This is a genomic window from Marmoricola sp. URHA0025 HA25 (assembly GCF_054059435.1).
In genome coordinates, this window is sequence record NZ_JBSSCD010000001.1 from 193,267 (window position 1) to 205,187 (window position 11,921).

Annotated in this window: 12 protein-coding genes; 10 read left to right on the forward strand and 2 right to left on the reverse strand. The window is 72.9% G+C overall.

Annotated features, from left to right (window positions below):
* Positions 1-6: 6 nt before the first annotated feature.
* The 5 genes from folP (at position 7) to ACVW00_RS00875 (ending at position 3,183) form a co-directional block, all read left to right on the forward strand.
* Positions 7-921 (forward strand): dihydropteroate synthase, encoded by a 915-nt coding sequence (folP, locus tag ACVW00_RS00855; protein WP_457109011.1) that lies wholly within the window; start codon positions 7-9, stop codon positions 919-921.
* Complete coding sequence (gene folB, locus ACVW00_RS00860; protein WP_457109012.1) at positions 914-1,276, forward strand: dihydroneopterin aldolase; 363 nt, start codon at positions 914-916, stop codon at positions 1,274-1,276. The genes folP and folB overlap by 8 nt, the downstream gene beginning before the upstream one ends.
* Positions 1,273-1,842, forward strand: a complete 570-nt coding sequence (gene folK / locus ACVW00_RS00865) for a 2-amino-4-hydroxy-6-hydroxymethyldihydropteridine diphosphokinase (protein WP_457109013.1) — start codon at positions 1,273-1,275, stop codon at positions 1,840-1,842. Before folB ends, folK begins: the two co-directional genes overlap by 4 nt.
* A gap of 10 nt (positions 1,843-1,852) precedes the next feature.
* Positions 1,853-2,353: a DUF3180 family protein gene (locus ACVW00_RS00870; protein ID WP_457109014.1), complete on the forward strand. Its 501-nt coding sequence runs from the start codon at positions 1,853-1,855 to the stop codon at positions 2,351-2,353.
* 179 nt (positions 2,354-2,532) lie between these two features.
* Positions 2,533-3,183, forward strand: coding sequence for a hypothetical protein (locus tag ACVW00_RS00875; RefSeq protein WP_457109015.1), 651 nt, complete (start codon positions 2,533-2,535; stop codon positions 3,181-3,183).
* On the opposite strand, the gene ACVW00_RS00880 is transcribed toward ACVW00_RS00875, so the two are convergent.
* Complete coding sequence (locus ACVW00_RS00880; RefSeq protein ID WP_457109016.1) at positions 3,170-4,204, reverse strand: ABC transporter ATP-binding protein; 1,035 nt, start codon at positions 4,202-4,204, stop codon at positions 3,170-3,172. The genes ACVW00_RS00875 and ACVW00_RS00880 overlap by 14 nt on opposite strands.
* On the opposite strand from ACVW00_RS00880, the gene ACVW00_RS00885 reads away from it, so the two are divergent.
* The 4 genes from ACVW00_RS00885 (at position 4,195) to ACVW00_RS00900 (ending at position 9,608) form a co-directional block, all read left to right on the forward strand.
* Positions 4,195-4,893 (forward strand): ABC transporter permease, encoded by a 699-nt coding sequence (locus tag ACVW00_RS00885; RefSeq protein WP_457109017.1) that lies wholly within the window; start codon positions 4,195-4,197, stop codon positions 4,891-4,893. The genes ACVW00_RS00880 and ACVW00_RS00885 overlap by 10 nt on opposite strands.
* A gap of 10 nt (positions 4,894-4,903) precedes the next feature.
* Positions 4,904-5,590, forward strand: a complete 687-nt coding sequence (locus tag ACVW00_RS00890) for an ABC transporter permease (protein WP_457109018.1) — start codon at positions 4,904-4,906, stop codon at positions 5,588-5,590.
* A 152-nt stretch (positions 5,591-5,742) separates the two neighbouring features.
* Positions 5,743-6,603, forward strand: a complete 861-nt coding sequence (locus tag ACVW00_RS00895; RefSeq protein WP_457109019.1) for an ABC transporter substrate-binding protein — start codon at positions 5,743-5,745, stop codon at positions 6,601-6,603.
* 80 nt (positions 6,604-6,683) lie between these two features.
* Positions 6,684-9,608 (forward strand): CDP-glycerol glycerophosphotransferase family protein, encoded by a 2,925-nt coding sequence (locus ACVW00_RS00900; protein ID WP_457109020.1) that lies wholly within the window; start codon positions 6,684-6,686, stop codon positions 9,606-9,608.
* A gap of 3 nt (positions 9,609-9,611) precedes the next feature.
* On the opposite strand, the gene ACVW00_RS00905 is transcribed toward ACVW00_RS00900, so the two are convergent.
* On the reverse strand, positions 9,612-10,775 hold the full coding sequence (locus tag ACVW00_RS00905) for a hypothetical protein (RefSeq protein WP_457109021.1): 1,164 nt from the start codon (positions 10,773-10,775) through the stop codon (positions 9,612-9,614).
* A 51-nt stretch (positions 10,776-10,826) separates the two neighbouring features.
* Here ACVW00_RS00905 and ACVW00_RS00910 point away from each other — a divergent pair, with 51 nt between their 5' ends.
* A complete protein-coding gene (locus ACVW00_RS00910) occupies positions 10,827-11,921 on the forward strand; it encodes a sulfotransferase family protein (RefSeq protein WP_457109022.1) in 1,095 nt (364 codons plus the stop codon).

Sequence of the window (11,921 nt, forward strand, 5' to 3'; positions counted from 1 at the left end):
GCGACGATGAGCGACCGGCCCGGCCGCCTGCGCGAGAGGCACGTCCGGGGCCTCCCGGTGCTCACGCGGCCGCTGGTGATGGGCGTGGTCAACGTGACCCCGGACTCCTTCTCCGACGGCGGCCGGTTCGAGGGCTCCGACGATGCGGTGGCCCACGGGCTTGCAATGCTCGCCGAGGGCGCCGACCTGGTCGACATCGGCGGCGAGTCGACCCGTCCGGGCGCGACCCGGCCACTGGTGACCGAGGAGCTGGCCCGGGTGATCCCGGTGATCACGGCGCTTGCGGAGCACGGCGCGCTGGTGTCGGTGGACACGATGCGTGCCGAGGTCGCCGAAGCCGCGCTCGACGCCGGCGCCACCGTGGTCAACGACGTGTCCGGAGGTCTCGCCGACCCGGCGATCCTGCGCGTCGTGGCCGAGCGCGACGCGGCGTACGTCGCGATGCACTGGCGCGGCCACGCCGACTCGATGCAGCAGCGGGCGTCGTACGCCGACGTGGTGCTGGAGGTCTGCGACGAGCTGAAGCGCCGGGTCGACGACGCCGTCGCCGCGGGTGTGTCACCTGACCGGATGGCGGTCGACCCCGGCCTGGGCTTCGCCAAGACCGCGGAGCACAACTGGGAGCTGCTGCGCCACCTGCCGGACCTCGACGCCCTGGGCCTGCCGGTGCTGCTCGGGTCGAGCCGCAAGTCCTTCCTCGGAGCACTGCTGGCCGACGAGTCCGGGCACCCCCGGCCGGTGCTGGACCGCGAGGACGCCAACGTGGCGCTGACCACCCTGGCCGGCCTCCTTGGGGTCTGGGCCGTGCGCGTGCACGAGGCGCGCGCGAGCGTCGACGCCCTCAAGGTGGTCGCCCGCTGGCAGGGCGGACAGCGGTTTGGCGGCTCCGGGGGCGCGGGTAAGGTCGGCGAGGATGAGTGACCAGCTGGCGGTGCGGGGCATCGAGATCCATGCACACCACGGTGTGTTCGACTTCGAGCGTCGCGACGGCCAGACCTTCGTGATCGACCTGGAGCTCGCCCTCGACACCGCGCCTGCCGCGTCCGAGGATGCCCTCTCCAGGACCGTCGACTACGGAGCGCTGGTGGCCGAGGTCGTGGCCGCCGCCGAGAAGGACCCGGTCGACCTGATCGAGACCCTCGCACAGCGCATCGCCGATGTCTGTCTCGGGCACGACCAGGTCGAGACGGTGCAAGTGACCGTGCACAAGCCGCACGCCCCGATTGCCGCGACGTTCAGCGACGTCGCCCTGACGATCAACCGGAGCCGCACATGACCGAGTCCCCGAACCCCAACGTGATCGACACCGACACCCTCACCGGCGAGATGCACCCGATCCGGCGGGCCGTGCTGTCGGTCGGCTCCAACCTCGGTGACCGTGTCTACAACCTGCAGGGTGCGGTCGACGCCCTCGGCGACACCCCCGAGGTCTGGCTGACCGGGGTTTCGCCGGTCTACGAGACCGACCCGGTCGACTCACCGGAGGGCGCCGAGGACTTCCTCAACATCGTGGTCACCATCGACACGACGCTGTCCGCGCCGACGCTGCTGGACCGTGCGCTGGCCATCGAGTCCGCCTACGGGCGCGAGCGCGGCGGCGAGCGCAACGCCCCTCGCACGCTGGACGTGGACCTGATCGTCGTCGGCGACCGCCGGGCCGACGAGGACAACCTGGTGCTGCCGCACCCGCGTGCGGCCGAGCGCGCGTTCGTGCTCGCGCCGTGGCACGACCTCGAGTCCGACGCCGAGATCCCCGGCCACGGTCCTGTTGCGGAGCTGCTCGAGAAGGTCGGCCGCGACTCGGTGCGGCGTCGCGACGACATCGAGCTCGACGTGCAGTGATCCCCCTTCCGTGAGCCGCAACCTCCCGCCCGTCGAGGACCCGCCACCGCCACCGCCCGCCGAGGGGCGGATCCGGCCGACCGGGCCGGGTCCGCTGGTGGTGGTCTGGATCGTCGGGCTGGTCGTGGGCTGGTCGCTGCGCGGGCAGGCGATCCGGCGCGACGCCGCGGCTCCCGGCGTCTCCTGGCTCTCCGTCGGCACCGCGTTCTTCGTCGCCGCGGTCGTCGGCGGCGTCGCGTACCTGACCTGGCGGACCGTCCACCGCGAGCACCGGCGCCTGTCGGCCCAGCAGGGCGTCGCCCGCCTCGTCCTGGGCAAGGCGATCGCCCGGCTGGGTGCCTTCGGCCTCGGCGCCTACCTGGGCGTCGCCATCTCGAACTTCGGGGTCGACGGCGAGCACACCAGCGGCACGATCGCGCGCGCCTTCCTGGCTGCCGTCGGTGCCGCAGCGGCGCTCGCCTGCGGGCTGCTCCTGGAGCACGCGTGTCGCGTCCCTCCGGAGGATCTCTAGCTACAGACGACCGAGGCCCCGTGGGCGCACGCTACGCGTCGCTCATCGCGCACGCTGGCTGCGTTGTCGTCGGTCGGCGGCCAACCCCGGGCCGCCTCCCTCCTCCGCCTTGCCATCGCACACGCTGAGCGGCGCTCGCTTGCACGCCCCCGGGGCCTCGCTCGTCTACGCTTGCGCCCATGGCAGCCTCACGCACCCCCGCCCGTCGTCGGCAGCGCAGCGTCCGGCTCACGGTCGCCCTGGTGCTGCTGTCGGTGGCGACGGTCGGCGTGCTCCTCGCGCTGCCCACGCAGTCCCCGGTGCTCCTCAGCGCCAGCTCGGTGCTGGCTCTCTCGCTCGGCTGGGCCTCCCTGCGGATCATGTGGACCGAGGTGCTCCAGTCCCGTCGCGAGAACGCCGCGGACAGGGCCGCCGCCGCGTCGGCGTACAAGTCGCTGTTCTCGTTGCGCGCCGCCGAGCACGCCGAGTTCACCACGGCGATGACCGAGCGCCTCGCCGAGTCGAACCTCTCCGTGCGCGAGCTGCAGGGCGAGCTCGTCCTGGCGCAGCGCCAGGTCGCCGACGCCGTCGTCCGCGCGGAGTCGGCCGAGCGGTCGCTCGACGACGCGCGCGACCGGGTCGGTGAGCTCGAGCAGTCGATCGAGATGCTGCGCGCGGAGCGTGAGGCCGAGGAGGCCGACGCGCTCGCGCTGTGGGAGGCCGAGGGTGGCCCAGAATTCGGCACGCAGTCGGCCCGGGGATCGGTCGACGAGCTGGTCACCTGGGAGGCGAAGGCTGCCGAGATCCAGGCCGAGCAGGACGAGATCAAGCGGGCGGTCAAGGGCGCGTAGCGGCACCGTTGCGCGCGCGGACGTCGGCCCGCAGCATCTCGTGGATGCCGTTCGCGGTGAGCACGCCGAGGAAGCGCGCGCCCTGGGTCACGCCGACCAGTGACTTGTCCTCGCGCAGCAGCAGCGCCATCGCGTCCTCGAGCGTCGCCCCGACGTCGATGGTGCCTGCCAGCTGAGAGGCCGCGACGCCGTCCATCGGCTCGAGGTGCGCAGGGTCGATGCGGGTGACGGCGAGCCGGCGCATGCCGCGGCGCTGCCCGACGAACTCCTCGACGAAGTCGTCGGCGGGCGCGCCCAGGATCGCCGCCGGTACGTCGTACTGGGCGAGGCGTCCGCCGACCGCGAGGATCGCGACGCGGTCGCCCATCTTGACCGCCTCGTCGATGTCGTGGGTGACCATCACGACGGTCTTGCCGAGGTCGCGCTGGAGCCGGAGGAACTCGTCCTGCAGTCGTTCGCGGATGACCGGGTCGACCGCGCCGAACGGCTCGTCCATCAGGAGCACCGGCGGGTCGGCCGCGAGTGCACGCGCGACACCGACGCGCTGCCGCTGCCCGCCGGAGAGCTGGTGGGGGTAGCGCTTCGCGTAGACCGCCGGGTCCAGGCCGACCAGGTCGAGGAGCTCCAGCGCGCGGGTGTTCGCCCGGCGCCGGTCCCAGCCGAGAAGGCTGGGCACCGTGGCGACGTTGGTGGCGATGTCCTGGTGCGGGAAGAGCCCGACCTGCTGGATCACGTAGCCGATGCCGCGGCGCAGCTCGACCGGGTCGGCCTCGGTCACGTCGGCGCCGTCGAGGTAGATGCGGCCGCTGGTCGGCTCGATCAGCCGGTTGACCATCTTCAGGGTGGTCGACTTCCCGCAGCCGGACGGCCCGACCAGGCACACGAGCGCGTGGCGGGGCACCTCGAGGTCGAGCGCCTGCACGGCGACGGTGCCGTCCTCGTAGGTCTTGCCGACACCCTCGAGACGGATCATCGGGTCGTCGGCGGGCACCGACGCGCTACCGTCCCCTTGTGCTGCCATCGGTTGCTCCCGCCTCGCCGGACAACTGCCTGACCCGCAACGAGTGGATCTGCGGGCGGTACTACTCCTCGCGGGCCGGTGACCTGGCTGACGCGCTCGTCCAGCACGTCGAGATCGTGGTGATCTCGGTGCTGCTCGGTCTCGCCGTCGCCGTGCCGCTGGCCCTGCTGGCCCGACGCTACCGAAAACTCGAGGGCGTGATCGTCGGCACGACCACCGCGATCTACACGATCCCGTCACTGGCGCTCTACTCGTTGCTGGTGCCGGTCACCGGGCTGGGCGTGACCACCGTCGTGATCGGCCTGGGGCTCTACTCGCTGACGATCCTGGTCCGCAACATCCTCGAGGGGCTGCGCGCGGTGCCGGCCGAGGTGCGCGAGTCCGCGATCGGCATGGGCTACGCCGCGCGCCGGATGCTCTGGCGGGTCGAGGTGCCGCTCGCGCTCCCTGCCATCATGGCCGGCCTGCGGGTCGCGACCGTCTCCGCGGTGGCGCTGACCACCGTCGGGGCGATCCTCGACTACGGCGGCCTCGGAGACCTGCTCGTCGACGGCACTCGCACGAACTTCAAGGCGCAGGTGCTCGCGACCAGCGTGCTGTGCGTGCTCCTCGCCGTCACGCTCGACCTGCTGCTGGTCGGGGTGCAGCGCGCCTTCACGCCCTGGACGCGAAGGGCGGTTGCGCGATGAGGAGGTGGCGATGATCCACGACGTCTACGCCTGGTACCGGGACGGTGACCACTGGCACGGTGCGAGCGGCGTACCGACGCTGCTCGGGCAGCACGCGCTGCTCACCCTGGTCTCGACGCTGTTGGCGATGGTGCTCGGGCTGCCGCTCGCGGTGTGGCTCGGCCATCGCGGCCACGGCGGCACCTTTGCGGTGAACCTGTCCAACATCGGGCGGGCGATCCCGATCGTCGCTCTGCTCTCGCTGCTCTCGCTCGGCGTGTTCGGGACCGAGGCGCTCGGACCCTTCGGCCGGTCCGGCCTGGCGACGCTGGTCACGCTCGCGCTGTTCGCTCTGCCTCCGATCGTGACCAACGCCTACACCGGCATGACCGGCGTCGACCCGGACGTCGTCGAGGCGGCCCGCGGTATGGGGATGAGCGAGCTGCGGGTGCTGCGCCAGGTGGAGCTGCCGCTCGCGATGCCGCTGCTGATCTCCGGCATCCGGCTCGCGGTGGTCCAGGTGTGGGCGACCGCGACGATCGCGGCCCTGGTCGCCGGCCCGGGGCTGGGCCGGATCATCGTGCACGGCTACGAGAGCTTCCAGACCGCGGAGGTCGTCGCGGGGTCGCTGATCGTCGCGGTCGTGGCGCTCGCGCTCGAGCTGAGCCTGGGGCTCGTCCAGAAATTGATGGACCCGTTGCCCGCCGGTAGTCGCTAGAGTCTTCCCGCGGGCTCGAGCAAGCCGGAGTCTCCGGGACGTGATCAGCCCGCCGGACACGCGCAGGCGCACCCTGCGGGACACAGAAGGCGGAGACATGAAGCACTCGCTCGCACGACGGTTCCTGATCGCCCTGGTGGCGGTCCCCCCTCATGCTCACCGCCGCCTGCGGCGGTGGCGGCGGCAAGGTGGTGATCGTCGGCCAGAAGTTCACCGAGGCCGACATCATGACCCAGCTCTACAAGGCGGTGCTCGACGACGCCGGGTTCGACACCCAGGTCAAGAACCTCGGTGCGCGAGACATCTACCTCGGCCCGCTGAGCAAGGGCGACGTGACGATCTCCGCCGACTACCTGTCCTCGATGACCGAGGCGCTCAACCGCAAGGAGAACGGGGACTCCGCCGCGAAGGTCGCGTCGCCGGACGCCGCGGCGACGCTGACGGCGCTGAACAAGCTGGCCGCCAAGGAAGGGGTGACCGCACTCCAGCCGGCGAAGGCCCAGGACGCCAACGCGTTCGCGGTGACCAAGGCCTTCGCGGCGACCAACCACCTCACCACCCTCAGTGACCTCGGCTCCTCCGGCCTGTCGGTCAAGCTCGGCGGCAACAGCGACTGCCCGCAGCGCACGGACTGCCAGAAGGGCCTCGAGGACACCTACGGCATCAAGGTCTCGGGCTTCGAGCCCACCGGGTTCGGCAGTGAGGCCACCAAGGACGACCTGGTGAAGGGCGTCACCCAGATCGGGTCGGTCGGCACCACCGATGCCACTCTCGACAAGCTCGGTCTGGTGATCCTCGACGACGACAAGCACCTGCAGAACGCCGAGAACCTGGTGCCGATCGTCAACAGCGACTGGCTCAAGGACCACGCGGACGCGAAGAAGGCGCTCGACAAGCTCTCCGCGGTGCTCACGACCGAGGACCTGACCACCCTGATCGGCAAGGTCGACATCGACCGGGAGAAGGCTGCCGACGTCGCCAAGGCCTACCTGAAGGACAAGGGGCTCATCTGAGCATTCCCGGTGGGCTGCGGCGCCGGCTGGCGCGGACCGCGCGACGGCTTCGTCACGGGCGTCCGCTGCTGACCCTGGTGGTGACCGCAGCCGGCGCCGCTCCACACCTGCTGCGACGCACCCTGGAGTCGGCCCGCAGCCAGCGAACGCCCGCCCTGGAGGTGGTCGTCGTCTGCCTGGACGCGGACGCGCGCCGCACCGCGCAGCAGGCGGCCGGTGACGACACGAGGGTGCGGATCCTCGAAGCGGGCACCGTGGCAGCGGCCCGCCGGCTCGGCGTACGCCGGGCTCGCGGGCGCCTGCTCGTCCTCGCCGCCCCGGGCGACACCTACCTGCCCGGCGCGGTCGACGCGGCCATCGACCTGGCGGCCCGGTCCTCGGCCGTGCTCGTGCTCGGGGCCGCGGGCGACCCTGCGGGCCCGGGTGACCTGGCCCGCGTGCCGCAGGTCGCGAGCGACCTTCGCCTGGGCCGGCTGGTGCTGCCCCACGTGGACGACGCGATCCTCGACGACGCGGATCCCGACGGCGTGGTCACTGCCGCCGGCCTGCTGCGCGCGGGCTTCGCGTTCACCGAGCGGCGCGCCTACCGGGACGACCGCGATGCTCCACCGCCGCCGCACAGCGTCCGGCCGGACCCGCTGCCCGGGCTCGACGCCCGGATCGCGCGTGACCGAGCCGGTCTCGCCGCGCTCGACGGGTTCGACGACGCACGCGCACACTGCGCGGCCGGTGCCCTGGCGGGGCTGAGGCCGTTCCTCGAGGTGACGGAGGTGTCCTCCGCCGGTCAGTGGGCCTCGCTGTCCGGCCACGCCCGCGCCCTGTACGCCGCCGCCGGACAGCGCGTCGACCGCGTCGACGTGATCCCCCGGGTGATGGCCCGGCTCGCCGCGGACGGGCGCCGCGACGACCTCGTCGCCTTGGTCAGTGCCCGGAGGTTCGCCGGCGCCGACTTCCCGACGACCGTGGTCGACGGCGAGATCCGCGCCGAGCTGGGCGTCGAGGTCGAGGGTGCCGATCTCCTGGTCGCCGCACGCGAGTCGAGCCTCCGGGCGGTCGCCCGCCGGCTCCTCGTCGTGGACGGCCGGCTCGTCCTGGAGGTGCTGGCCGGCGTCCGGCACCTCGAGCAGCGCGAGCTGCCGGAGGTGCACGCCCGGTTGCGTGACGTCGAGAGGACGGTGCCGCTCGAGGTGGTCGCCGCCACCGATCCGGCGGCGGGCCAGTGGTTCGGCGAGACCGAGCACGACCACGACGCCGGGCTGCTCCGACTGAGCTGCGAGACCGGCGCTCTGGAGGCCGGGGCGTGGTCGATCGAGCTGGACTGGTCGACCGCCGGGCTCGTGCGCGGCGGTGAGGTCGGCGAGCTCGACCGGAGCGGGTCCGCGGCCAGGCGTTCGGTCGTGGCCGGCGCACTCGACGTGCGGCTCGACCAGGCAGCTCAGGGCCTCCGGCTGCAGGTGGGCGCGCGGAAGGAGCCGGACGACGCAGTCGTCGAGGCGGTCGAGGTCAGGTCCACCGGGGTGCACGTCACCGTGCGCGGCGAGGCCTCCGCTGTCGTCCTCGAGGGAGCCGGTGTCCGCGTCGACGCGGTCCGCCGGCACCACGGTTCCTGGGCAGTGCCGCTCGCCCGCGACGTCTGGGGGCTCGGCGAGCGCCCCCTGCCCTCGGGGACCTACCGCCTGGAGGTCGAGCGCGACGGCGTGCGCACGGGCGCCCGGCTCGCCGCCGACCAGGTCGACCGGCTGCCGGAGGACGCCCGGACGGCCGACCACCGGGTCCGGCTCCAGCGTGCGGACGGCGACGGGCTGGCGGTGCGGCTCGACGCGCTGCTCGCCGACGACGAGATCGGCGCGCGGGCGCAGCGTCGCGTGCAGGCGGCGTACCTGCAGGTCGCCGAGCCGCTCGACGACAGGCTGGTGTACTTCCAGTCGTTCACCGGCCAGTGGGCCAACGACCACCCGTTGCCGATCCAGCAGGAGCTCCGCCGCCGGCGGCCCGACCTGCGGGTGCGCTGGCTGGTCGCCGACTCCTCCTCGACGGCTCCACCGGGTGCCCAGCCGGTGCTCTTCCGCAGCCGCGAGTGGTACGACGTCCTGGCACGCGCGGGCCACGTCGTGACCAACATCGAGCTCGAGCGCTGGTTCGTGCGACGACCCGAGCAGCAGATCCTGCAGACGTTCCACGGCTACCCCTCGAAGACCATGGGTCTCGGCCTGTGGCGCGCGCGTGGACTGCTCCCGAGCCACCTCGAGCAGCAGCTCGACCACACCTCGCGCACCTGGAACGCCCTGCTGACGCCCTCGGTCGAGATGGACGAGCACTACCGCCGCGAGTACGCCTACGACGGTCGCATCCTGGCGCTCGGCTACCCGCGTGACGACGTGCTCGTCGGGCCGAAGCGGCAGGAGGTCCGCGCTGCGGTGCGTCGCCGGCTCGGGATCGCACCCGGTCGCCGGGCGGTCCTCTACGCCCCGACGTGGCGCGACGACCTGGCCACGAACTTCCGGGCTGCCGAGGCCGACCACCACCTCGACGTCGAGCAGGCGGCAGCGCAGCTCGGCGACGACTACGTGCTGCTGCTGCGGGGGCACCGGTTCCACGCGAGCACGGGCCGCTGGGCGGCCCGGGTCCTGGACGTGACGTCCTACCCCGAGGTCAACGACCTGATCCTCGCCGCCGACGTCGCCGTCCTCGACTACTCCTCGATGCGCTTCGACTTCGCCCTGACCGGCAGACCGATGGTGTTCCTGGTGCCGGACCTCGACGACTACGGCTCCCGCACGCGGGGCTTCCTCTGGGACTTCGGCGAGACCGCCCCGGGTCCGTGGGTGCGCGACACGGCTGGTGTCGTCGCCGAGCTGCGTGACCTGGAGGCGCTGGCGGATCGGTGGGCCGAGCCGCTCGCGGCCTTCAACGCCCGCTACAACGCCCTGCAGGACGGCCACGCGGCCGAGCGGGTGGTCGCCGACTTCTTCGCCGACCTGCCCGAGCCGGTCAGCGGCGCCTGAGCGTCACGACCGCCGGACGCCGACGCGTGAGGCGAGCCGCCGCGCGAGCAGCTGCACCAGCTGGCGCGCGCCCAGGTTGTCGCGCTGCGCGGCGACGTCGACCGGCGGCCTTCGCTTCGCGTGGAGCTGCTCGTAGCCGGCGCGTAGGCCGCTGACCAGGTCGGCCAGCAGGTCCAGGCCGATCGCCTCGACCGGCTCGGGGACCGGCGCGGGCTCGACGACGCCCCGGATCCGGAGCTGCTCGGGGTCGCCGACGACCCGCACCCCGGAGTGCTGGATCTCGGCGATCTGCCGCTCGGCGCGCTCCGCGACCTGCTCCAGGGCCCACGCCGGCAGGCCCTCGATCCGTGCGTCCGCGGAGCGGTCGCGGTGGGCCAGCGCCGGCACGACGCCGCGCTGCACCACCTTCCAGTACTCGCGCTGCGACCAGCCGTCTTGGTGGGCCCGCCGGTTCAGCTCCCTGATCGCCTCGGCCTCGACGAAGCTCAGGGACGTGTTCGACCGGCCCGGCGGCGGCACCAGCATGCCCGCGGGAAGACCGAGCATCGCCTCGAACGTGCGCGGGATGAGCTCGCGGTCGTGCTCGTCGGAGATGAGCACCGTGACCCGGTCGTGGCCGACCCGGGCCGCCCACCGGCCGACCACGGTGCCCACGTCCTGTGGTCCCCACAGCCGGCGGCCCGGCGGCCCGTCGGGCTCCTCCAGCACGCGGTGCAGGAAGTCCTCGTACGAAAGGTCGGTCCAGGCCTTCACCCGCTCCTGCCAGTGCGAGGGCACCAGCTTGTCGAGCCGGCGCGCGACGTACAGGACGTGCGTGCGCTCGGTGCCGAGACCGTCGAGGATGCGGCCGACCGCAGCGTCGTCGGCGCGCGCGAACGGCTCCTGGCTCAGGCAGGTGCGTGGCAGGTCGCTGCGGCGGATCTCGTCGACGAGCGCCTCCCAGCGCTCGATCCTCGGCTCGTCCCGACCGACCGAGGCGCCGATGCCCAGCACCGCGGCGCCCGCAGACTGGGCGCGCATCCGGGTCCCCGGGTAGAGCACCCCGTGCGCGGCGAGCTCGGCGCGGGAGCCGTGGAGGGCCCGCTGGATGGCCGTCGAACCGGTCTTCGGTGGCCCGATGTGCAGCAGGACCGAGCCCTCGGGCAGCACGTCGGGGGCAGTCGGCACCGGGCGATGGTAACGCCCTGGTGCGGAGCGGCACTGCTACCCTCGGCCGTGATGTCCGACGACGCCACCGCCGAGCCGTCGACCGGCCGGCTGGTCCTCGTCACCGGCGCCGGGCGCAGCGGCACCAGCACGATCGCGGGCGCACTCCACCATCTCGGCCTGCACGTCCCGCTCCCGGTCATCAAGCCCAACGAGTCGAACCCCACGGGCTTCTTCGAGTCCACGTGGCCGCTGCGGTTCCACCGGCGGATCATGGACCGCGCGTTCGTGGAGCAGACCGACGGCCGGCCCGAGGCCCAGCAGCTGATGGCCGATGCGGTCGACGACGCGACCCGCGACGAGCTGCGCACCTGGCTGGCCGACGTCGCACTCGTCGAGCCGCAGGTCGTGGTGAAGGACCCGCGCTCGATCTGGGTGCCGTGGCTGTGGAAGGAGGCCGCCGGCGAGCTGGGGTACGACGTCGGCTTCCTCACCATGCTGCGCCACCCGGCCGAGGTGCTCGGCAGCCGGTCCACCTACTACCGCGGCTACCGGCCGGGCATGACGGACTGGCAGTTCTCGGTGATGAACCTGTGCGGCTGGGTCAACGGGAACCTCGTCGTGGAGCGGCAGACCCGCGAGGAGAAGCGCGTGGTGCTCGGCTACCACGACCTGCTCACCGACTGGCGGCCGTGCCTGGCTCGCGTGCGCGACACCTTCGACCTCGACCTGGGTGACGCCCTCGAGCCGGGTCGTCACCACGAGGTGGACGACTTCATCGATCCGGATCTTCGTCGCCACGAGCCGTCGTGGGAGGGCTGGGACCTGCCGCCCGAGCTGGTCGCGATCGCCCAGGACGTGTACGACGCCATGGACCGGCTCGCCGGTGCAGGCGGGCACGACGCCGACGCGGAGGCGGCGCTCGACGCCGCGGGCGAGCGCTACGAGGCCCTGGTCCGGGTCTCGCAGGCGATCGCGCACGACACCGCCCTGTCCCGCGGCAAGTCGATGGTGGCGGGCCTCACTGCCCAGCTCGAGGAGGCGCAGGCGCGGATCACCGCGCTGGAGGCGCACCCGGTCGCGGAGTCCCCGCCGCTGGCCGTCCGCGCCTACCGCGGGATGAAGCGACGGGTGCGCGCCCGGCTCGACGCCCGTCCCGGGGCCTGA

Excerpts from the sequence above, each read along its gene's own strand:
- folP (WP_457109011.1), top strand. The coding sequence starts at position 7 with ATGAGCGACCGGCCCGGCCGCCTGCGCGAGAGGCACGTCCGGGGCCTC.
- folB (WP_457109012.1), top strand. The coding sequence starts at position 914 with ATGAGTGACCAGCTGGCGGTGCGGGGCATCGAGATCCATGCACACCAC.
- folK (WP_457109013.1), top strand. The coding sequence starts at position 1,273 with ATGACCGAGTCCCCGAACCCCAACGTGATCGACACCGACACCCTCACC.
- ACVW00_RS00875 (WP_457109015.1), top strand. The coding sequence starts at position 2,533 with ATGGCAGCCTCACGCACCCCCGCCCGTCGTCGGCAGCGCAGCGTCCGG.
- ACVW00_RS00880 (WP_457109016.1), bottom strand. The coding sequence starts at position 4,204 with ATGGCAGCACAAGGGGACGGTAGCGCGTCGGTGCCCGCCGACGACCCG.
- ACVW00_RS00890 (WP_457109018.1), top strand. The coding sequence starts at position 4,904 with ATGATCCACGACGTCTACGCCTGGTACCGGGACGGTGACCACTGGCAC.
- ACVW00_RS00895 (WP_457109019.1), top strand. The coding sequence starts at position 5,743 with ATGCTCACCGCCGCCTGCGGCGGTGGCGGCGGCAAGGTGGTGATCGTC.
- ACVW00_RS00910 (WP_457109022.1), top strand. The coding sequence starts at position 10,827 with ATGTCCGACGACGCCACCGCCGAGCCGTCGACCGGCCGGCTGGTCCTC.